The sequence below is a fragment of the Rhodococcus sp. AQ5-07 genome, from assembly GCF_009707305.1.
In the GTDB taxonomy this organism is placed as follows: Bacteria; Actinomycetota; Actinomycetes; order Mycobacteriales; family Mycobacteriaceae; genus Rhodococcus_F; species Rhodococcus_F erythropolis.
The window spans coordinates 542,974-564,169 of sequence record NZ_CP046099.1 but is presented as its reverse complement, the minus strand read 5'-3'; the positions used below and the strand labels follow the sequence as shown (position 1 = coordinate 564,169).

At 63.6% G+C, this 21,196-nt stretch carries 17 protein-coding genes; 7 read left to right on the top strand and 10 right to left on the bottom strand.

Translation table 11 applies throughout. From position 1 onward, the window contains the following. Positions 1–173 precede the first annotated feature (173 nt). Complete coding sequence (locus tag GJB56_RS02610; protein ID WP_029254937.1) at positions 174–1,382, top strand: MFS transporter; 1,209 nt, start codon at positions 174–176, stop codon at positions 1,380–1,382. Here the strand turns inward: GJB56_RS02610 and GJB56_RS02605 are convergent. The 3 genes from GJB56_RS02605 to GJB56_RS02595 are packed head-to-tail and all read right to left on the bottom strand — an operon-like array spanning position 1,379 to position 4,819. After that, positions 1,379–2,833, bottom strand: coding sequence for an MFS transporter (locus tag GJB56_RS02605; protein WP_029254936.1), 1,455 nt, complete (start codon positions 2,831–2,833; stop codon positions 1,379–1,381). The genes GJB56_RS02610 and GJB56_RS02605 overlap by 4 nt on opposite strands. Before the next feature lie 49 nt (positions 2,834–2,882). Further along, on the bottom strand, positions 2,883–3,542 hold the full coding sequence (locus tag GJB56_RS02600) for a response regulator (protein WP_020969075.1): 660 nt from the start codon (positions 3,540–3,542) through the stop codon (positions 2,883–2,885). Beyond that, positions 3,539–4,819 carry an ATP-binding protein gene (locus GJB56_RS02595; RefSeq protein WP_037136870.1) on the bottom strand — a complete coding sequence of 427 codons (1,281 nt, stop codon included), beginning with the start codon at positions 4,817–4,819 and terminating at the stop codon, positions 3,539–3,541. Before GJB56_RS02595 ends, GJB56_RS02600 begins: the two co-directional genes overlap by 4 nt. 236 nt (positions 4,820–5,055) lie before the next feature. Here GJB56_RS02595 and GJB56_RS02590 point away from each other — a divergent pair, with 236 nt between their 5' ends. Then, positions 5,056–6,450: a PspC domain-containing protein gene (locus tag GJB56_RS02590; RefSeq protein ID WP_113683074.1), complete on the top strand. Its 1,395-nt coding sequence runs from the start codon at positions 5,056–5,058 to the stop codon at positions 6,448–6,450. Further along, positions 6,447–6,680 (top strand): hypothetical protein, encoded by a 234-nt coding sequence (locus GJB56_RS02585; RefSeq protein ID WP_020906937.1) that lies wholly within the window; start codon positions 6,447–6,449, stop codon positions 6,678–6,680. Before GJB56_RS02590 ends, GJB56_RS02585 begins: the two co-directional genes overlap by 4 nt. A gap of 56 nt (positions 6,681–6,736) precedes the next feature. Here GJB56_RS02585 and guaA read toward each other — a convergent pair whose 3' ends face one another. Next, positions 6,737–8,308, bottom strand: a complete 1,572-nt coding sequence (gene guaA, locus GJB56_RS02580) for a glutamine-hydrolyzing GMP synthase (protein WP_020969072.1) — start codon at positions 8,306–8,308, stop codon at positions 6,737–6,739. 367 nt (positions 8,309–8,675) lie between these two features. On the opposite strand from guaA, the gene GJB56_RS02575 reads away from it, so the two are divergent. Together GJB56_RS02575 and GJB56_RS02570 are read left to right on the top strand one after the other, a co-directional pair. Then, entirely contained in the window at positions 8,676–10,445 is a 1,770-nt protein-coding gene (locus GJB56_RS02575) for an Ig-like domain-containing protein (protein WP_113683075.1), read from the top strand. Between the two features lie 51 nt (positions 10,446–10,496). Beyond that, positions 10,497–12,254, top strand: coding sequence for an Ig-like domain-containing protein (locus GJB56_RS02570; protein ID WP_113683076.1), 1,758 nt, complete (start codon positions 10,497–10,499; stop codon positions 12,252–12,254). A gap of 83 nt (positions 12,255–12,337) precedes the next feature. Here the strand turns inward: GJB56_RS02570 and GJB56_RS02565 are convergent, their stop codons facing one another. The 3 genes from GJB56_RS02565 to guaB form a co-directional block, all read right to left on the bottom strand. Beyond that, a complete protein-coding gene (locus tag GJB56_RS02565) occupies positions 12,338–14,092 on the bottom strand; it encodes a GMC oxidoreductase (protein ID WP_020906934.1) in 1,755 nt (584 codons plus the stop codon). A 173-nt stretch (positions 14,093–14,265) separates the two neighbouring features. After that, positions 14,266–15,405: a GuaB3 family IMP dehydrogenase-related protein gene (locus GJB56_RS02560; RefSeq protein ID WP_003940976.1), complete on the bottom strand. Its 1,140-nt coding sequence runs from the start codon at positions 15,403–15,405 to the stop codon at positions 14,266–14,268. A gap of 27 nt (positions 15,406–15,432) precedes the next feature. Further along, positions 15,433–16,956 carry an IMP dehydrogenase gene (gene guaB / locus GJB56_RS02555; RefSeq protein ID WP_020723641.1) on the bottom strand — a complete coding sequence of 508 codons (1,524 nt, stop codon included), beginning with the start codon at positions 16,954–16,956 and terminating at the stop codon, positions 15,433–15,435. 243 nt (positions 16,957–17,199) lie between these two features. Between guaB and GJB56_RS02550 the strand changes: the two genes are divergently transcribed. Continuing rightward, complete coding sequence (locus tag GJB56_RS02550; protein ID WP_003940777.1) at positions 17,200–17,604, top strand: DUF5319 domain-containing protein; 405 nt, start codon at positions 17,200–17,202, stop codon at positions 17,602–17,604. Between the two features lie 102 nt (positions 17,605–17,706). On the opposite strand, the gene GJB56_RS02545 is transcribed toward GJB56_RS02550, so the two are convergent. The 3 genes from GJB56_RS02545 to GJB56_RS02535 form a co-directional block, all read right to left on the bottom strand. After that, on the bottom strand, positions 17,707–18,642 hold the full coding sequence (locus tag GJB56_RS02545) for an anti-sigma-D factor RsdA (RefSeq protein ID WP_230091121.1): 936 nt from the start codon (positions 18,640–18,642) through the stop codon (positions 17,707–17,709). Further along, positions 18,626–19,204 (bottom strand): sigma-70 family RNA polymerase sigma factor, encoded by a 579-nt coding sequence (locus GJB56_RS02540; RefSeq protein WP_003940953.1) that lies wholly within the window; start codon positions 19,202–19,204, stop codon positions 18,626–18,628. The genes GJB56_RS02545 and GJB56_RS02540 overlap by 17 nt, the downstream gene beginning before the upstream one ends. 176 nt (positions 19,205–19,380) lie before the next feature. Beyond that, complete coding sequence (locus GJB56_RS02535) at positions 19,381–20,079, bottom strand: hypothetical protein (protein WP_113683117.1); 699 nt, start codon at positions 20,077–20,079, stop codon at positions 19,381–19,383. 755 nt (positions 20,080–20,834) lie between these two features. Here GJB56_RS02535 and GJB56_RS02530 point away from each other — a divergent pair. Beyond that, positions 20,835–21,131: a WhiB family transcriptional regulator gene (locus GJB56_RS02530; protein WP_003940939.1), complete on the top strand. Its 297-nt coding sequence runs from the start codon at positions 20,835–20,837 to the stop codon at positions 21,129–21,131. Positions 21,132–21,196: the final 65 nt, after the last annotated feature.

Here is a 21,196-nt window from a genome sequence, read left to right as displayed (position 1 = left end):
ACGTACCTTTCGGCGCACCCAAGGCGATCGTCGTACCGTTCGCTCGAAAAGGGGTGGACACTTCGCACCCTGGGCCCCCCACGTTTGACCGAATAGTGGGATTCTGGTTTCAACATGTGAAACCACACGAGTAGCGTCGGCATCGTCGAACAGCGTAGAAATCGGAGGGCACCATGACGCAGGCGTCGCGGTTGGAAAAGACGGCCGTCTCCCCGAAGGCGTGGACGATGCTCGGAATCGGCGTCGCAGCCCAGGCCGCAGGCACCGTCTTCGTCAGCACCCCCGCCTTTTTGATCCCGCTGCTGCATTCCGAGCACGGTCTCTCGTTGACACAAGCCGGAACCCTGGCCGCTGCACCCACTTTCGGCATGGTTCTCACCTTGGTGGCGTGGGGAGCGATGGCCGACAGATTCGGTGAGAAATGGGTCATCTCCATCGGGCTCGCGCTGACGGCGATCGCCGCGCTCGCCGCGACCACCACCGACAACTACGCCCTCCTCGGGATCGCATTTCTACTGGGTGGAATGGCTGCGGCGAGCACCAACGCCGCCAGTGGGCGTGTTGTGGTCGGCTGGTTTCCCAAGGATCGGCGCGGCCTTGCGATGGGCATCAGGCAGATGTCACAGCCACTGGGCGTGACCATTGCGTCGTTGACCATCCCGACTCTCGCCGCGAACGTAGGAATCGGTTCGGCCGTCGGACTGTCGGTGGCGCTCAACGGCGTCCTCGCCCTGATCTGTGCCGTCGCATTGGTCAATCCCCCGCGCCCGGCGGCACGGTCCACAGATATCCCGGTCGAGACGATCAACCCTTATCGCTCGAACTGGTTCCTCTGGCGCATTCACGTCGTCTCGGCACTGTTGGTGTTTCCGCAGTTCACCCTCTCGACGTTCGGTCTGGTCTGGCTGATCAGCGAGCAAGGCTGGGACGCGGCGCCCGCTGGACTCCTGATCGGGATCTCCCAGTTCGTGGGTGCGCTCGGTCGCATCGTCGTCGGCATCTGGAGTGATCGCGCCGGAAGCAGAGTAGGCCCGCTGAGGTTGGTTGCCGTCTCCGCATCCGCGGTCATGTTGGCAATGGCAGCAGCCGGCGCAGCGCCTTGGGGCGTTCCGGCCCTGATCCTGCTGCTGGCAACAACCGTCAGCGTCGCCGACAACGGTTTGGCGTTCACATCCGTCGCCGAAGCTGCCGGGCCGAAATGGCAAGGAAAAGCGTTGGGCGCACAGAACACCGGCCAGTTCATTGCCGCGTCAGCAGTGGGCCCGGTGGTCGGTGCGCTGATCGGCGCGGTCGGCTACCCGCTCGCTTTCGCGATAGTCGCGGCATTTCCAGCCGCGGCAATCCCCTTGGTGCCCAGCCGAGATCGCGACATCAGCGTCTAGTCCCTCATCGGATTCGGTTGCACTGCAGGTCCCGTCAGATCACAATGCGGCTTGCAGGCAACCGAATCCGCTTCCTGAACAGGCTCGACTGCCGGAGTACGAATCAGCGTCGCGGCGATCGCCGCACCGATCAACAGCAGCGCCACACAGATGTACATCGCGTACCGGAAACCGTCGGAGAAACTCGACGGATCGACCAGGCTCTCGGCATCGATACCCACGAGAGCGGGCAAGGCCGCAACCGCAAGAAGCTGGCTCGTGCGAGCAACGGCATTGTTCACACCCGACGCGATTCCGGACTGCTCCACCGGCACCGAGCCGAGCACGGCGGCGGTCAACGGCGCCACCATCACCGCCAGGCCGAGGCCGAAGACCAGAACTCCCGGCAGCACGACGGTCAGGTACGACGCATCCGGGCCGATCCGCGTCATCAACACCAACCCCACCGCGGCCACGGCGGGCCCGACCGTCATCGGCAATCGCGGTCCGTGCGTCTGCGCGTAACTGCCCGCGCGCGAAGACAACAGCAACAATGCCAAGGTGATCGGTACCGTTGCGACGCCGGCAGCCACCGGTGAGTACCCCGCGACCAACTGCAATTGCAGCACGAGCAGGAAGAACACACCGCCAAGAGCCGCATAGACCGCGAGAGTCACCAGATTGGCCGCGACGAACATCCGCGAACGAAACAGGGACGGCGGCACCAACGCACTCGGCGATCGACGTTCCACCACAACGAACAGGCACAGCGCGAGCACCCCGACCAGCCCGACTATCGGGTTGACTTCGATCAGCCCGTACGTAAGCGCCCCGAGACCGACTACTGCGCAGGCAGATCCGACCACGTCCAGGTGCTCGGGCGGATGCGGATCGCGGCTCTCGGGCACGTGGCGCACCGCTGCCCACACCACGACGATCGCCAACGGAATGTTGAGCAGGAACACCGATCGCCATCCCGCCACTTCCACCAGCCAACCACCGAACAGCGGACCGATAGCGCCGGCGACACCACCCAAGCCCGACCACAAGCCGATGGCCGCACCGCGGTCCTCCTCGCGAAGTGACGCGGAAATGATGGCAAGGCTGCCAGGCGTCAAGAGCGCAGCTCCCACTCCCTGCAGGATCCGCGCAATCACCAGAAATGTGATGTCAGGTGCAATTCCGCACAGCAACGACGCGACCGCGAACCAGACCGTCCCCCACACGAATACCCGCCGCCGACCCCAACGATCGCCGAGGGCTCCGCCGAGCAGTATCAGCGACGCCAATGCCAAGGTGTATCCGCTGAGAGTCCACTGCAGCCCGGCGACACCGGAATTCAAGTCCTCGCCGATGTGCGGCAGAGCAATGTTGACGACGGTGCCGTCGAGGAGAGCCATGCTCGAGCCGAGAACGGTGGCGGCGACAACCCAACGCCCACGTCTCGACGCGAGCGCCAGTGGTTCCGTCATCGGTCCATGGTGCGCCTTCACTCGCAATCGCGAAAGGGTGCGCGGAAATTCAGTCGATCTGTCGGCGATGTGCCCAACGTGTCAGCGCATTGCGATTGGACTGCTGAGTCTTTCGCAGAACGTTCGATGCGTGAGTCTCGACCGTCTTCACGGAAATCACCAGGTCCTCGGCAATTTCACGGTAGGTGTACCCACGTGCCAGCAATCTGAGCACTTCGAGTTCCCGCGGAGTAAGAGAATCGAGTTCCGGATCGAGTTGTGGCTCGGGTGCATTGGAGCGTCCGGTGAAGGAGTCCAACACGAAACCTGCCAGGCGCGGCCCGAACACCGCGTCACCACCGGCAACGCGTCGTACGCCCTCGGCAAGTTCGGATCCCGAGATCGTCTTCGTCACATACCCGCGCGCACCGCCGCGGATCACCGCGATCACGTCTTCGGCGGCATCGGAAACGCTGAGCGCCAGGCACACCGGGCCGGAATCGATTCCGCGCAGAACTGCCACTCCACCACCGTCGGGCATGTGGACATCGAGCAGAACGACGTGCGGCTTCGTCGAGTTGATACCGGCGATTGCCTCCGCGACGCCGCCTGCCTCACCGACGACATCCATATCCGTCTCGCGCGAGAGCTCGGCCCTCACCCCGGAGCGGAACACTGCATGATCGTCGACAAGAAATACGCGGTACGGGGGCGGCGCAAGCGAAGTCACTGGGGCTGTTCCTCGGGGTTGTCGACACGGTCAGCAGTCTGGTCCCACCTTAGAGCAGAGTCACCGAGCGGCATGTGCACGCGGATCTCGGTGCCCTTTCCGATGTCGGATCGAACCACGACGCGGCCACCGCGCCGCTCGATTCGACCACGAATCGACTTGGCCAGCCCCTGGCGATCCTCCGGCACCGCGTCGACGTCGAATCCGACGCCGCGATCACGAACGAACACACTGACCTGATCACCCTCGACCTCGGCGAACAGATTGATTTCCTTCTCCCCCGAGTGCTTTGCCGAGTTCACGAGAGCTTCACGCGTCGCACCGAGGAGCGCGGTGAACGCTTCCTTGGGCAGGCCGTTCTCTACGCCTTCGCCTTCGAGTTGTACGTCGCCGACAGTGACGGGACGGACCGTGACACCGTGCTGGTCTTCCACTTCACCGGCGATGATCTTCAGGCCTTCCGTCAGGCTCGTGTGGTCGATGTCGCCGCCGCTGAACAACCACTTGCGCAGCTCGCGTTCCTGACCGCGAGCCAGGCGCGCCACCTCTTGTGGGTTGTCGGACTGCTTCTGAATCAGAGCCAACGTCTGAAGGACGGAGTCGTGTAGGTGCGACGCAATCTCTTCACGTTCGTCGTTGCGAATTCGGGCCGCACGCTCGGCGCCGAGAGCACGCCACATCCGCAGCCACAGGGGCACCGTCAACAAACCGACACCGATCAGCGTCACGACCACCGCCAAGAGAGACGAGCGCAGTGCTTCGAGGTCGACCTGAGCAAGGACGACAACGCCAAGCCCCAAGATGATCAAGGTGGCTCCCCCGACCACCCGCGCCCACGTCAGAACGGTAGGCCGCTGCGGCAAGCCGATGACAGTACGGGGACCGTCGGAGTCGAACTCGCGCCACACCAAGGCGGCACCGATCGCGACGACGAAGAACGGCGCGAGCACCGAACCCGCCGTGCCGCTGAACAACCAGGACAACGCGGCTGCGCCGCCCAATCCGAGTGCGATCAAGCCGTACGCCCGCTGCCGCTCGGCCGCGGACGGCTTCTGCGTGTCCGTGCCGGCGGAGGTGAAGATCCACAAGGCGCCGTAAATGACGATGCCGGATCCGGCCATCGCCGCAAGAATCGTGAAGGCGACGCGCACTTTCAGGACATCGATACCGAGATGATCGGCGATCCCGCCCGCAACTCCGGCGACGATGCGACCGCCGGAGCGCCGCTCCAGCTTTCGCAGTGGCACGGCACCCGGAATGGGCACGCCCTTCTTCATGGGTACGGGATGCACCGGTACCCCGTTGACGGGCGGGCCTCCCGCAAACCCGGGAGCGGGACCGCTCACGAACGGCGGATCTGACAGATATTGCACATAGTCGATACTGGCACGAACCACGCGGACACACATCAGGGTCCAACCCTGAATCAGTCCGCCACCCTCACCCGCGATCACCACAAAGATCAGGGTTGGCCCTGATGCGCGGAGGCTGCCTCGGAAGCCAGGATTGATTCATGAACAATCCGACTTTCCAAGAACAGATCCAGGATCTGTGGCGGACCCGCCCCGTGCGTCTGCCGGCACAAGGTCACGTGGCTGGGGTATGCGCCGGAATCGGATACCGGTACGGCATCGACCCCGTTCTCGTACGCGTGGCGTTTGTCGCGTCCACCATTTTCGGTGGCTCAGGCATCCTTCTCTACCTCGCCGGCTGGTTGGTACTTGCTCGTGCCGGTGACGGATCGTCCCCCGCGCAGTCGTTGATGGGCCGCGGACACAGTTCCGATTCCAGTACCAAGACCATCGTCTTGCTGGTGGCCCTCGCCATCGCGGCTACGACTGTCGGCCCCATCGGCGTCGGTCTGGGTGGTTCCGGACTGATCGGGCTGATCCTGATGGTCGGTGGCCTGTGGCTGCTCTACCAACGAGCGCCCATCCCGCCCGCACTGCCGCAGAACACGTCGCCTTATGTCGGCGCAGGTACCGCGTATCCAGGCACCGGATTCACGCCTGGGCCGTTCACCCCCGGATACTTCGCGCCCAATCAGCCTCCCGTGTACACGCCGTACACCAAACTCCCCGACAGCTATGTGCCCGAGGAACGACCGGCCGACCAGCCGCAGCAGTCACCACAATCTCAGGCCGCTCATCCGACGATAAACCTGTCGAAGGACCCGAGCGCTTCGGTCAGCACCAATCCGACCGAGGTGATCGGTGAGGCCGCCATCACGCCGCCGTCCTGGGATCCGCTCGGTGTCGCTCCGTTCGCCTGGGATCTTCCGGATCCGGCAGCCAAGGCCACACCGCTGCTCCCGTTGCCGCCACGTAAGCGTCGCTCGCGTTGGACGCTGACGGTCCTCGGACTCGCAATCATCGTCGCCGCAGTCACCGGGGCAGCGGGCGCCGCAACCGGCAACGAGTGGTTCACTCCCGGCCGAGTCGGTGCTGTCGGACTCGCCGTCATCGCACTCGGCCTGATCCTCGGGGCATTCTTCCGCAAGGGGTACGGCCTGCTGGTCGTCACCGGACCACTCGTGGGTTTCGTGCTTCTCGCCTCGTTGGTCTACCCGATCGAGTTCGACGCCTCGGGTGAGCAAAGATGGACTCCGGCAACAGCTTCCGAGCTGGAGCCGTCGCATTCAGGAGCCTTCGGAAGCTTCACTCTCGACCTCAACGGGGTCAAGTTCACCGAGGACAAGACCATCGACGTCGCGGCGTCGTTCGGCGAGTTCACCGTCATGGTGCCACCAACCGTCAACGTCAAGAACAGCTGCACCGTCGTCATGGGTGACGGATCGGGTTGCCTCGACGGCGGAATACACCCGGGCCGTGATGTGACACCGGATTCGCCCACACTGACCATCAACGCCAAAGCCACGTTCGGCAGTCTGAAGGTGACGCAATCATGAGCGAGTACGACGAGACGACAGACCAGGACGAGACCCGAGAATCCAAGCGCCCCTCGGCACTTCTGCTGATCGCCGGACTGGCCGCACTACTGGTCAGCGTGTGGGCGTTGGTCGGGCCGTTCTCCCTGGCGCCGGCAGCGAACATTCAATTCCGTTGGCTGTTCGTCGGTGCCGCCGTCGTGGCAGGACTACTGCTGGTGATTCTGCCGAATCGGCGCAACCGCAAGTAAAACTACTGTGCGCCTTTATTAACCGCGGGGGGTTAATAAAGGCGCACAGTTGTTTTTTACTCCCACTCGATAGTTCCCGGCGGCTTGCTCGTCACGTCGAGGACTACGCGGTTCACGTCCGCAACCTCGTTGGTGATTCGAGTCGAGATGCGCTCAAGGGTCTCGTACGGCAGACGCGTCCAGTCTGCGGTCATCGCGTCTTCACTCGAGACCGGACGCAGCACGATCGGATGACCGTACGTCCGGCCGTCACCCTGTACGCCCACGCTGCGGACGTCGGCAAGGAGAACCACCGGGCACTGCCAAATCGTTCCGTCCAAACCTGCAGACGTAAGCTCTTCGCGCGCAATGGAATCTGCCTGACGCAGGATCTCGAGGCGATCACGGGTGACCTCACCGATGATGCGGATACCGAGTCCGGGACCGGGGAACGGCTGGCGTCCGACGATCTCTTCCGGCAGGCCGAGTTCGCGGCCCACTGCACGGACCTCGTCCTTGAACAGCAGACGCAGCGGTTCGACCAACTTGAACTGCAGGTCTTCCGGCAGCCCGCCGACATTGTGATGGCTCTTGATGTTTGCAGTTCCCGTGCCGCCGCCGGACTCCACGACATCCGGGTACAGGGTGCCCTGCACGAGGAAGTCGACGGTCGCACCGTGAGATGCGTTCTCGCCCAGAACATCACTGACTGCGCCTTCGAAGCTGCGGATGAACTCGCGGCCGATGATCTTGCGCTTGGTCTCGGGATCGGTGACCCCAGCCAGCTCACCGATGAAGGTGTCCGCAGCATCCACGGTGATCAGACGCGCACCGGTTGCCGCGACGAAGTCCTGCTCGACCTGCGTGCGCTCACCGGCTCGCATCAAACCGTGATCGACGAAGACACACGTCAACCGGTCGCCGATTGCCCGCTGAACCAAAGCCGCAGCGACAGCCGAGTCGACACCACCGGACAGACCGCAGATGGCGTGTCCGTCGCCGACCTGCTCGCGAACCTGCTCGATCAGCGCATCGGCGATGTTGGACGCCGTCCACGCTGCCGGAATACCGGCGATCTCGTGCAGGAAGCGGCTCAGGACCTGCTGACCGTGTGGGGAATGCAGAACCTCGGGGTGGTACTGCACGCCGGCGAGCTTGCGGGCGCGATCTTCGAACGCTGCGACGGGAGCGCCATCGCTGGTCGCAGTCACCTCGAAGCCGGACGGCGCTTCGGTGACGGCGTCACCGTGGCTCATCCACACCGGCTGCGTCGCGGGAAGTCCGTCGTGCAGCAACCCACCGGATACCGCGATGTCGGTACGGCCGTATTCGCGGGTACCGGTCTCGGCAACGGTGCCGCCGAGGGCGCCCGCCATTGCCTGGAATCCGTAGCAGATTCCGAAAACCGGGATGTCGTGATCAAAAAGTGCGGGATCGAGCTTGGGAGCACCGTCTGCGTAGACACTCGAGGGCCCACCCGAGAGCACAACAGCCAAGGGGTTCTTGGCCACGATCTCCTCGACGGTCGTGGTGTGCGGAATCACCTCCGAGTAGACCTTGGCTTCGCGAACTCGCCGTGCGATCAACTGCGCGTACTGCGCTCCGAAGTCGACGACAAGAACTGGTCTCTGCTGCTCGATATCTGCCACAGGTGCAGTCTAATCGCCGCAGCCAGCGCTTCTGCGCATGCATGGACTCAGCCCGCTCCTCGGCCGAGTGAGCGCGAGGTACGTCACTACAAAGGCCGACCCTCCGGACTGCGCGGCGACCTCGGGGCGAACTAGACCACCGTCCAGGTCAACGATGCCCCAATCGCCAGCACCTTAGCTTCGGCAATCAAAACGGCGACATCATCGCAGGCCAGAGCCCGAAATGGACGGAGGGTGAATTTTCTGGACGTTTGACCGATTCGCCTGAACCAAACGTCCAGTAAAGGTAATCTCGCCCGTCAAGTGATCAGGATCACGATCGCAAACGGCCGGCGCCGCCGAACGGCGCTCACCTCGAGGAGGACCTGTGCGTCGATTCATACGACGACTCGCCATACCTGTCGCGGCTGTGACGGCTGCCGCCGGACTTCTAGTCCTCGGCACGCCGGCCACTGCTGACGAAGCCCCGCCGACCACCTTCACCGGCACGACCGACAATCTGATCTTCACGAAGAGTGTCATCGGGAACGCGGCAGTTCACCCGGGTGACACCGTCACGTACAAGACCGAGATCAAGCACAACGAAAGCGGCATCGAACGGTCGATCGCAAAGATCCGTGACATCCCGCCCGCAGGATTCGTCCTCGTGCCGGGCAGCGCCAAGGCCACCTACCTGGGTGTGACCAACCGGGCGACGATCAGCAACGAATCAGATGGCGGAGTCTCAGCGAAGTGCTCGAGCGGCTGCACCTTCCTCGTCGGTGGATTCGTCGTCAAGAAGAACCAACCCGTCACGCTCGAAGCGACCTACACGGTCCCTGTCGGCACAGCGTTCGGGACGTACGACAGCGGCATGCTCTTCGACGTCAACGCCTTCAGCACGCAGCAGGGCCTCAACCCGATCAACGTCAACGTCCAGGTCGTCGACCCGTCTGTCGCCACCGGTACCACTCTGGTTGCACCGGCAACGGCGAAGGTCGGCACGCCGGTCGAACTGACCGCGACGATTGCGCCGTCCGACGCGAGCGGCACCGTCCAGTTCAAGGACGGCGGCAACAACATCGGCTCACCCGTCCCGGTCTCGGGCGGTAGCGCCACCCTCTCCCACACCTTCGACAGCGTCGGCGCCCACGACATCACCGCCGCGTACAACGCCGGTCCGGGATTCCACAGCTCGACCTCCGGAGTCCAGACCGTCGACGTCTCCGCGGACACCACCACCACGATCTCGGCTCCGAACGCCGCATTGGTCGGTGACAGCATCACCGTGAGCGCCGTCGTCACACCGGCCAACGCCGTGGGCACGGTGCAGTTCAAGGACGGCGACACCAACCTCGGCGCACCGGTGGCCGTGGTCGACGGAACGGCTTCCCTGACCCGCAGCTACGACGCTTCCGGCACGCACAGCTTCACCGCAGTGTTCACCGGCGAGGCCGGCTACGGCGATTCAGTGTCCACCGCAACCCAACTCGACGTCAGCGATCCCGACTGGGGAACCACCACCACAGTTGTCGAACCGCTCACAGCAGTCGTCGGTGAACCGACCAACCTCTCGGCCACCGTCTCCCCCATCCCGAGCAGCGGAACCGTGACGTTCAAGGTCGACGGCGCCGAGGTCGGTACCGCACCCGTCGGCACGGGTGACGGCGTCGCGATCCTCCCGCACACCTTCGCATCAGCCGGTGCCGCAGCCGTGGTTGCCGAGTTCTCCGGCGGAACCGGATTCATCGGCTCCACGTCCACATCGTTCACGGTGAACGTCACCGATCCCGAGCCCGCCCGCGCGGACACCACGACAGTCCTGACTGTCAGCGGCTCCGCTCAGGTCGGAAAGGCATTGCAACTCAAGGCCACTGTTGCACCCGGAACAGCAAACGGAATGATCCAGTTCAAGTCCGGCACGACGCCCATCGGCGCACCCGTTGCCGTCGTCAACGGCGTCGCGACGCTCACGCACACCTTCGACGACGAGGGAACGTTCGGCCTCACTGCCAACTTCGTCGGCGACGCCGGCTGGAAGAACTCCGTCTCCGGCCCGACGGTCGTGCAGGTCGGCACCGCACCGACAGACGGCGGCGGCACCGGAAGCGTGGACACCGGTTCACTCAGCGGCCTCATCCCGCTCTTCGGAAGCTAGTCCCCCACATCAGCTTTGGACACCACTCCCGTACCAAGCTCAGGAGAATCCATGTTCGTGCATTCCAGACGCCGCATCGCGGCGCCGATAGCCGTCACGGCACTCGCCAGTGGCGTCATCCTCGCGGGAATCCCCGCGTCAGCGGCCCCGGTGACAACAACTTTCGGAACGAGTTGCCTCGCAACCCCGTCCGCCGTCGCCGGTCCGACCACGCAGTCCCAGTCCGGTTCGGTTATCGTCGACGCACCGGAGAGCGTCGGAGCGGGTGAGACCTTCGAGGTCACCATCCAACCCGGTCCCATCGCCTTCCCCGGATCGGCTTCGGGGGCGACCGTCCAGAACGTCTCCCGCATCAAGGTCGACGTCGACGTTCCCGCGAACGCCACCCTGGTGGAAGCCACCATCGTCCCAGGCACCTCGGCTGGGCTCAGCGGTGTCGCGCCGAACATCCTGCGCGTCAACGAGAACGGCAACGTCGATCCCAACGGAACGATTCTGCGCCTCTCCGGAAACAACCAGGTCATCGGAAACAGCCCCAGCTCGAGCATCAACTCCGAGGGCGGCATCGTCGTCAAGGCGACCGGCAAGAACGTCGACGGCTCCAACAATGCCGACGGCTACACCCAGTTCCAACTCCCCCAGGTCAAGGCAGTTCTCAAGGCCGGCGATTCAGGGGACGTCGCGATGAAGGTACGCACCGGCGGCAGCGCAGGAGCATGGAACAACGATCGCAACTTCCTCACGTTCCTCCCCAAGGCCACCCTGGTCATCACCGCCTGGGCGCCTACTCGGTGCACCCCTCGTGACGCTGAGAACGGTCCTCTCAACAGCGGCGCAGGCCCCCTCGCCACGACACGGATCATCGAAGCGGACAAGGCAACCACCACCACTGTCGTCGGACCTGCCAACGCCAAGAACGGAACTCCTGTCACTCTGTCGGCCAACGTGAGCGGCGGCGCAAACGGTGGAACCGTCCAGTTCTTCGACGGCGACAACCCCCTCGGGGACGCGGTGCCGGTAACCGGAGGGTCGGCAAGCATCTCCCCGACCTTCACCGAGGACGGACCGCACTCCATCACCGCGAGCTACAGCGGTGCACCCGGATTCCTGGCGTCGACGTCGGCGTCGGCCAAGATCGTGACCGTCACGACCGATGCGCCGCCTGACTCCGTGACCACTACCGCAACGGTTTCGCCGTCTACCGCGAAGGTCGGTCAGGACGTCAACCTCACCGCCAAGGTCGATCCGCAGGGCACCGGCGGCACCGTCGACTTCATCGTCGACGGCACCGAAACGCTGACTGCCACGGTCGGAACAGACGGAGTTGCCATCGCTCCGTACACCTTCACCTCGACAGGAACGCACAAGGTTGTCGCGAAGTTCACGGGTTCACCAGGATTCGCGCCGTCCGCTGCCCCGGCATTCCCGGTCAGTGTCACGACTCCGGCTCCCGCTGACGTCGAGACGTCCACGGTTCTCGACGCGGTCGGAACTGTCCAGAAGAACACCCCGGTGACACTCAAGGCAACGGTCGATCCGGCCGGCGCCACGGGCAAGGTCCAGTTCAAGGTCGGTGACACCCTCATCGGTGGACCGGTCGACGTGGTCAACGGTGTCGCAACGGTACCGGCCACGTTCTACAACTCCGGGACCTACAGTGTCACTGCCGAATTCGTGGGTGCTTCGGGCTACACGTCCTCGGCCTCTACGCCGCAGACCCTGACCGTCCCCGGTGATACCGACGGCGGACCCGGTGGCGGAACCGGCAGCCTCGACCTCGGCACCCTCTTCGGGTCGCTGGGCGGCTGACAAGGTGGGCTGACGATCTGAAACTGCAAAAGGGGCGTGCCGTCGAATCCTCGACGACACGCCCCTTTTCGGTTCGCGGTGAACTATCCGGCTGCAGGCTCCGCCGGAACAGCGGTAGCCGTCTTGCCGCCGGTGATCTTCACGATCGGCAGAACCAGCGCGGCCGGAGCCGACGCCGGCACCACGGGCGACTTGGGTGCAATCGGAGCCAAGCGTTCGTAGCCGCTGCCCTGGGCGGGACGCAGGTCGGTCTCTCCCTTGTTCGGCCACAGCGAGGCCGAGCGCTCGGCCTGAGCGGCGATGGTCAGCGACGGATTCACGCCGAGATTGGCCGAGACCGCTGCGCCGTCGACGACGCTGAGCGTCGGGTAGCCGTACACGCGGTGGTACGGATCGATGACGCCGTGATCGGAATCCGACGCGATTGCGCAACCACCCAGGAAGTGCGCGGTCAAAGGAACGTTGAAGATCTCGCCCCACGTGCCGCCTGCGACGCCGTCGATCTTCGCGGCAACTCGACGCGTCGCCTCGTTGCCCTCGGGAATCCACGTCGGGTTCGGCTGACCGTGGCCCTGCTTGCTGGTGACCTTGCGTCGACCGAACAGGCCCTTCTTCGTGTACGTGGTGATCGAGTTGTCGAGGTTCTGCATGACCAACGCAATGATCGTGCGCTCGCTCCAGTCCTTGACAGTCAGCATGCGCAGCATCTGGTACGGGTTCTTCGCGACCACACCGAGGAACTTGATCCACCGCGGTGTCGAGCCACCGCCATCCGTCATCAAGGTCTGCAGCAGTCCCATCGCGTTGGAACCCTTGCCGTAGCGGACCGGCTCGATGTGGGTGTCACTACTCGGGTGGAACGACGACGTGATCGCCACTCCGCGGGTCAGGTCGAGTGCAGGATCGACCTTGTACTTGCCTGCGCCGACGATGGATTCGGAGTTCGTTCGAGTCAGCTCGCCGAGCTTGTCGGAGAGCTTGGGCAGCGCTCCGGTGTCCTTCATGTCGAAGAGCAGATGCTGAGTGCCCCACGTTCCGGCCGCGAGAATCACGTTCGCAGCCGTGTAGGTGCGGCGGTTCTTTCGTCCGAATGCACCGGTTCGCTCGGTGAACACATCCCACGAACCGTCGCGAGCCTCACGAAGTCCGGACACAGTGGTCATCGGAATGATCTCGGCGCCGGCTGTCTCGGCAAGGCCCAGGTAGTTCTTGAGGAGAGTGTTCTTCGCGCCGTGACGGCAGCCCGTCATGCACTCGCCGCACTCGATGCAACCGGTGCGCTCGGGTCCGACGCCGCCGAAGTACGGGTCCTTCGCCTTCTTGCCCGGCTCACCGAAGTAGACGCCGACAGGGGTCTGGATGAACGTGTCGCCGACGCCCATGTCGTCGGCGACCGACTTCATGATCTCGTCAGCGGGCGTCATGTGCGGATTCTGCACGACGCCGAGCATCTTCTGAGCCTGCTCGTAGTACGGGGTGAGCTCACTTCGCCAGTCGGTGATGTGCGCCCACTGCTTGTCCTGGAAGAACGGCTCCGGTGGCTGGTACAGCGTATTGGCGTAGTTCAACGACCCGCCGCCGACGCCTGCGCCCGCGAGGATGAGGCAGTCGCGCAGCAGATGCACGCGCTGAATGCCGAAGCAACCCAGCTTCGGAGCCCAGAGGAACTTCTTGAGATCCCAGCTGGTCTTCGCGAAATCTTCGTCGGCATACCGTCGGCCGGCTTCGATGACGCCGACCTTGTAGCCCTTCTCCACGAGACGAAGCGCGCTCACGCTTCCGCCGAACCCGGATCCGACGATCAGTACGTCGTAGTCCGTTGCCCGTTGCTTGCCCATCAGGACACCTCCACCGTGAACCGTAGTTACCCGCCAGTATGCACCTATCCCTTGTGACTACCACCACAAGGGGCCCCATAAGCGTAACCGCAAGTATCAGGAACGGAAGAAAGTCCTGCACAACGAACTGTGGCCCCGGTTCACGAAGAACCGGGGCCACAGAAAGGTACAAACTACGCGCGGACCGTCAGCCCGACCTTCTGGAACTCCTTGAGGTCGGAGTAGCCCGCCTTGGCCATCGACCGACGAAGACCGCCGACGAAGTTCAGAGAACCGTACGGATCATCCGAAGGACCGCTCAGGACCTGATCCAGGCTCGGACGCTCGCCGTAGGAAACCGGAAGAAGCGCTCCACGCGGAACCGAAGGATGAGCCGCAGCGGACGGCCAGTACCAGCCGCCACCCGGCGCCTCGGCGGACACGGCCAGCGGCGTGCCCAGAACGGCAGCGTCGGCACCGCAGGCGATGGCCTTCGCCAGATCACCCGAAGTTGCGATGTCACCGTCGGCGATGACGTGGACGTAGCGTCCACCCGTCTCGTCGAGGTAGTCGCGCCTGGCTGCTGCAGCGTCGGCAATGGCCGTGGCCATCGGAACGCCGATACCCAGGACCTCACCGGTGGTGGTTGCACCCTCGGTGGAGCCGTACCCGACGATGACACCGGCAGCGCCGGTACGCATCAGGTGCAGCGCGGTGCGGTGGTCACTGACCCCACCAGCGACAACCGGAACGTCGAGTTCCGAGATGAACGTCTTGAGGTTCAGCGGTTCCTGCTCGGTGTGCACGACGTGCTCGGCCGAGATGATGGTGCCGTGGACGACCAGCAGGTCGATTCCGGCCTTGATCAGCTCGGGCGTCAGTGCGCGCGCATTCTGCGGACTGACGCGAACGGCAGTGGTGACCCCCGAATCACGGACCTGCGCCACCGCAGCAGCCAGAAGACCCGCCTGCAGCGGTGCCGCGTGCAGCTCCTGCAAGTAGCGGATGGCTGCGTCGACGCCACCGTCCTTCTCGGCGATCTCGACGAGACGCCGGAGCTTCTCCTCGACATCGGGGTGACGGCCCCACAGGCCTTCACCGTTGATGACACCGAGGCCGCCGCGCTTACCCAGCTCGATCGCGAAGGTCGGCGAGACCAACGCGTCGGTGGGATGGGCGAGGACTGGGATGTCGAACCTGTAAGCGTCGAGCTGCCAAGCAGTCGACACCTCCTTCGACGAACGGGTTCGCCGGGAGGGAACGATGTTCACATCGTCCAACTCGTAGGTACGTCGGGCCGTTCGACCCATGCCGATCTCAACGAGGTCGCGCACGCGCGCCCCTTTCTCGTGTACTGGTTGCTAACGAGCGGTGTAGTTGGGTGCTTCGACAGTCATCGTGATGTCGTGCGGATGGCTTTCCTTCAAACCGGCCGCCGTGATCTGGACGAACTGAGCGTTCTGCAGGTGCTCGATCGTCGCCGACCCCGTGTAACCCATGGCAGCGCGCAGACCACCGGTGAGCTGGTGCGTCACCTGGGAAAGCGGGCCACGGAACGGAACACGTCCTTCGATGCCTTCCGGAACCAACTTGTCCTCGGAAAGTACGTCGTCCTGGAAGTACCGGTCCTTGGAGTACGACTTGGCCTCGCCACGCGATTGCATCGCGCCGAGCGAACCCATTCCGCGGTAGCTCTTGAACTGCTTGCCGCCGACCAGGATCAGTTCGCCGGGCGATTCAGCGGTACCGGCCAGGAGCGAACCCAGCATGGCCGTCGAGGCACCCGCGGCAAGAGCCTTCGCGATGTCACCGGAGAACTGGAGTCCACCGTCAGCGATGACGGGCACACCCAGAGGCTTGCACGCGGCAACCGCTTCCAGGATGGCCGTGACCTGAGGGGCACCGACACCGGCGATGACGCGGGTGGTGCAGATGGAACCAGGGCCGACTCCGACCTTGACGGCATCGACGCCGGCTTCGACCAGTGCCAGAGCACCCGCGCGCGTAGCGACGTTGCCACCGATGATCTGAACCCGCTCACCCAGTTCACGCTTGAGCTTGGCGATCATGTCGAGAACGTTGGACGAATGACCGTGCGCACTGTCCACCACGAGTACGTCCACACCGGCATCGGTGAGCGCCATCGCACGCTGGAAGGCGTCGTCGCCTGCACCGACTGCAGCGCCGACGAGCAGTCGACCGTCACGGTCCTTGGTAGCGTCCGGATGCTGCTCGGTCTTCACGAAGTCCTTGACCGTGATCAGACCGGTGAGCTTGCCGTTGCCGTCGACGATCGGCAGCTTCTCGATCTTGTGCCGACGCAGAAGGCCCAGTGCCACGTCTGCGGTGACGCCTTCCTGAGCGGTGATCAGCGGCATCTTGGTCATGATCTCGACGACCGGACGATTCTGGTCGACCTCGAAACGCATGTCACGGTTCGTGACGATGCCGACCAGCTGGCCGGCGTCGTCGGTGACCGGCAGACCCGAGATGCGGAAGCGAGCGCACTTCGCGTCGACCTCACCCATCGTGTCGGTCGGCTTACACGTGACGGGATCGGTCACCATGCCGGCCTCGGAGCGCTTGACGGTCTCGACCTGTCCTGCCTGAACCTCGACGGACGAGTTACGGTGCAGAACACCCATGCCGCCGGCGCGTGCCATCGCAATTGCCATGCGCGACTCGGTGACGGTGTCCATCGCAGAACTGACCAACGGAATCCGCAGACGGATGTCGCGGGTCAGTTGACTGGACGTGTCGACCTGGCTCGGGATGACGTCGGACGCAGCAGGCAACAGCAGCACGTCGTCGTAAGTCAGTCCCAGCATCGCGACCTTGTTGGGGTCGTCTCCTCCGGTGTGTACATGTCCTGCAGAACTACTCATGCGGTCAGGACCCTCCATGGACCTAGATTCGCCCAGGGCGACCGCTGTAGCAGCCGCCTCGAAACGGATTACGAAAGCTGGATATCGGATAGAAGGCGCCTGCACGGAAAGAAATTCCTGGCACCTTTTCCCGGCGTTGCACACCATGGTATCGGCTCACTCAAAGGTCCGAACCATCCCACCCACGCTGCGGGTACGCGTAACAAGTGGCGCTGACCCCCCTGACCTGCGTACCGTGGTGCTGTGCGTGATCAACTGCCCCCCGGTCTGCCGCCAGATCCCTTCGCCGGCGACCCAGCTGACCCCTCCGCGGCTCTCGATGCCATCGAGCCGGGTCAACCACTCGACCCCCACGAACGCCAAGCGGTCGAGGAGGATCTCGCTGACCTCGCCGTCTACGAGGCACTCCTCGCTCACCGCGGCATCCGCGGTCTCGTAGTGTGCTGCGAAGACTGCCAACAAGATCACTACCACGACTGGGACATGCTGCGCGCAAACCTGCTGCAGCTCCTCGTGGACGGAACCGTCCGCCCCCACGAGCCTGCCTACGACCCGATGCCTGAGGCATATGTCACGTGGGACTACTGCCGTGGATACGCCGACGCGTCGATGAACGAGGCGATGCACGGCGACGGTTTCGACAGCTGAGCGAAACCCCACCAGGTTCATACGAAAGTGGCCGACAAGCAATTGCTTGTCGGCCACTTTCGTATGAACTTGGACCGCAACGATGCGATCAGAGCGGGAACCTCAGGGTGGGGGTGAAGAAGAATCACCCGACGGCGACGAGGCCGGGGCCAGTGACGTCGTTGTCGTGGTGGTCGTCGTGGTCGTGGTAGTCGTCGTGGGCGACGATGACGGTGTAGACGACGCCGCGCTTGGACCAGGCGCTTGCATGATTCCAGGGTCGGGCGTTGTCGTTGTGGTCACGCCGCCAGACAACTGAGGGTTGGCCGGATTGACTGAAGTCCCCGGAATCGCCGTGGGAGAGGTGGCAAGCGAGGATTGCTGATCGGACGTCAACGGCGGTACTGCGGGTGACGTGGTCTCCTGGACCTGCGTCATCAACTTGCCCCAACGCTCGACGAGATCCGTCTTGTCCTGCGAGTCCTTGACCGCATCGGCACGGTGAGCTGCGTTGTCCAGCACCATCTTTGCCGCGGGAATGTCCCCGGCGGCCAACAGACGCTCGGCCTTTTCCAGCTCGGATGTCGTGTCGATCTTCGCGACCGTCGAGTTGGCCTCGTCGGCGAAGACGACCTGCTTGACGCCCCAGAGGGCATCGCCGGGCTGGGCGTCGTACGCCATCGCTGTGGCACCACCGAAGACCACTGCTGCAACAGCTGCTGCGGCGGCGATCGGGCGGACCACACGCAATCGGGAACGGGAACGTGAACGCTGACGATCGGAGAAGCCGGACGGCGTCGCTGTGATTGCAGCGATGACTTCGTCCAACAAAGGACCCTCGGGCATCGGAGTCGCAACGACATCGTCACGCCATTGCGAGAGAATCAACGCAAGTTCGTACTGTTCGGTGCTATCGGTTGCTACCGGCCCGCCACTCGAAATGGACTCGATCAGCGCATCGTCACGCCGAACCGCAGCCAAGTCCACTGGCGTACCGTCATCGGCGAGATCACCGAGATTCGAAGCGTCACGCCCCTCGTCTCTAGCCAAAGCTCTCACCTGCTTTCGTTACTTCTTTTTTCAGTTTCGCGATCGCCCTGTGCTGAGCGACTCGTACAGCTCCGGCGGTACTACCGACGGCGACGGCCGTTTCCTCGGCCGACATCCCGACCACCAGGCGAAGTATCAAGATTTCTCGATGCTTCTCCGGAAGTGTGCCGAGAAGTTCATGCATCTGTCTGCTGGACTCCGAATCGAGTGCTCGCTGTTCGGGACCATCATCCAGTGCTATTACATCCGGTACTTCGGAAACGGGCTCCGACTTGTTACGGGCGGAACTTCTATGTGCGTCCGCAACCTTGTGCGCGGCAATTCCGTACACAAAGGCCATGAACGGGCGTCCCTGGTCTTGATAACGCGGCAGCGCGGTCATCACGGCCAGACACACTTCCTGGGCGACGTCGTCAGCGGACAGGTGTCCACGCTCGGCCGCACCCACTCGACCGCGGCAGTAGCGCACCACCATCGGTCGGATGTTCTCCAGAACCAAAGCTAGAGCTGTACGGTCGCCCTGCGCAGCAGCGGCGACCGCGGTGTCCAACTCATCGCTCGTATTTGTCATCGTCAGCGAAAATCCTGGCGTTACAGTGGCACCTCCCGAGCGGGTGTGCTCCCGCTCTCAGCGGAACCCTCTAAGAGTAACCATCCGGACCGGCTGGTCTCCGCATGCCCGCCCAGCAGTCGCGATATCGAAACAGCCCTGTGGGAATCGTTCGCGAGAGACTTCGGGTGGATCGATTACGACAAAGGTAGGAGTGATCCACCGCGCATCGCAATCAGATCGCCGATCTCACGGGCACTCGGCGAGGTCCTCCCGCCGCTCACGCCCTCGATCAGCAGCGACGACGCCCAGGCCAGGGGCAGCAGGCCGTATTGCTGACACCGCGCCAGCACATCCGTTGCCAACTTCACGGCAGCGCTTGGATCCGTTCCGGTCAGCGCGGCGCTGCGCAGTAGATCCGACTTCACGCGGTGCCGGACGGACTCCGATTTCCCCGACAATTCGACGGCGCGTTCTGCGTGTCTGCGGGCGCGCGCGAAGTCACCTCCCGCCAGCGCCAGTTCCGCCGAGACCCATTCGATCCGAATTTCCTGCCGCCACAGCCCGCCCTCGCCGCCCAGACGGGTCCGACACTCCCCCAGCAGGCGCCAGCCGAGCGGGAGCCGGCCACAACCGAGGGCGTCCGCGGCCAGACCGGTCAGAGCGTCACAGGCAGCCTCTGGATCGACTGGCAGACCGCCGACGATCGCCAGTGCGCGCCCGTCCCAGGTCGACGCGAGTGCATGACGTCCACTCTGGCGAAGAAACGACGCCCTCGTGCTGGCAGACAGAGAGGCAAGAACTCGATCCGAGTGCGTCGAGGACCCCGTCGTGAGCCGATCGAGGACATCCAATGCTGCCCGCGCCCTGGCGTAGTGCCCCTGGCCACCCAGAATTACTGCCGTTGTCCACCAATCCCGGGTAGAGCAAGGCGCAGGGAGACGGTCAAGGTCCGGATCCGCACCGAATGCGGCGGATTCGAGAGTCCCGGGACGGCCAGGTGACTCAGTGAACGAAGGCGATTCAGGGGGCTCAGGTGTCGACACAGGTAGATCATCGCAGCAGCGCCAACAGACAAGCGCCTGACCGATGCCGTTTGCCGCACGGGAAGACGAAAAGGCAAGTTTGTCGGAGTTAATCAGATATTCAACTGAGATTTGCCGAATGTACTCGTAATGATATTTAACGGGCATATATCCGTGACGTTAACTGCGCATTACTTATTGGACGGATGTCCTAGTTGAAACTTGGGCACTAAGTCCCGAAATGGAGTACGACCCTGCCCGCGCAATATCGGACAAATGACGCAAACCGAGCCGGCGGGCTGAGTGTTTTCGCCGGGCGATCAGCAGCAAACATATCCCTGATCTGTGGGTTTCGCATCTCGAGCAGCCAGGCTTGCCTGCCACCACCTCGATCGACCCGATTTCAACATCGACGCAGCGCAACGCATGAGAGACCCGAAATGTAAATATATACTTCGTTAACTCTCGCATTTCGATATATGCCGATCGCCACTGAACGAGCCTATTGACGCGATTTACTCAGCACCCTTACGGTTAGCAAGCGTGAACGATTCAGAAGGCCCGGATAACCTCCGGGCAACTTGGTCCGCTCGTTGATCAACGCGAGCTTGCAGTAAGGAGTCAACATGCCTGCACCGAATCACCTTCCAGGCCCCAACGCAGACATCTGGGACTGGCAGATGCACGGTCTGTGCCGCGGAGTCGACTCCTCCATGTTCTTCCATCCCGATGGCGAACGCGGTAGAGCACGTGCCCAGCGCGAAACCCGCGCAAAAGAGATGTGCCGTCAGTGCCCGGTACTGATGCAGTGCCGCAGCCACGCGCTGACCGTCGCCGAGCCGTACGGCATCTGGGGAGGAATGTCGGAAACCGAACGTGAACTACATGCGCGCCACCGTCGCACCACCCGCATAGCTTCCTGATACACGTAGGTCGAGTGCACAAGGCCCCCGAGAGTTTTCGGGGGCTTTTGCTTGTGTACGCCAGC

Excerpts from the sequence above, each read along its gene's own strand:
- guaB (WP_020723641.1), bottom strand. The coding sequence starts at position 16,956 with ATGAGTAGTTCTGCAGGACATGTACACACCGGAGGAGACGACCCCAAC.
- GJB56_RS02570 (WP_113683076.1), top strand. The coding sequence starts at position 10,497 with ATGTTCGTGCATTCCAGACGCCGCATCGCGGCGCCGATAGCCGTCACG.
- GJB56_RS02595 (WP_037136870.1), bottom strand. The coding sequence starts at position 4,819 with ATGAAGAAGGGCGTGCCCATTCCGGGTGCCGTGCCACTGCGAAAGCTG.
- GJB56_RS02590 (WP_113683074.1), top strand. The coding sequence starts at position 5,056 with ATGAACAATCCGACTTTCCAAGAACAGATCCAGGATCTGTGGCGGACC.
- GJB56_RS02585 (WP_020906937.1), top strand. The coding sequence starts at position 6,447 with ATGAGCGAGTACGACGAGACGACAGACCAGGACGAGACCCGAGAATCC.
- GJB56_RS02530 (WP_003940939.1), top strand. The coding sequence starts at position 20,835 with ATGCCTGCACCGAATCACCTTCCAGGCCCCAACGCAGACATCTGGGAC.
- GJB56_RS02610 (WP_029254937.1), top strand. The coding sequence starts at position 174 with ATGACGCAGGCGTCGCGGTTGGAAAAGACGGCCGTCTCCCCGAAGGCG.
- GJB56_RS02540 (WP_003940953.1), bottom strand. The coding sequence starts at position 19,204 with ATGACAAATACGAGCGATGAGTTGGACACCGCGGTCGCCGCTGCTGCG.
- GJB56_RS02605 (WP_029254936.1), bottom strand. The coding sequence starts at position 2,833 with ATGACGGAACCACTGGCGCTCGCGTCGAGACGTGGGCGTTGGGTTGTC.
- GJB56_RS02565 (WP_020906934.1), bottom strand. The coding sequence starts at position 14,092 with ATGGGCAAGCAACGGGCAACGGACTACGACGTACTGATCGTCGGATCC.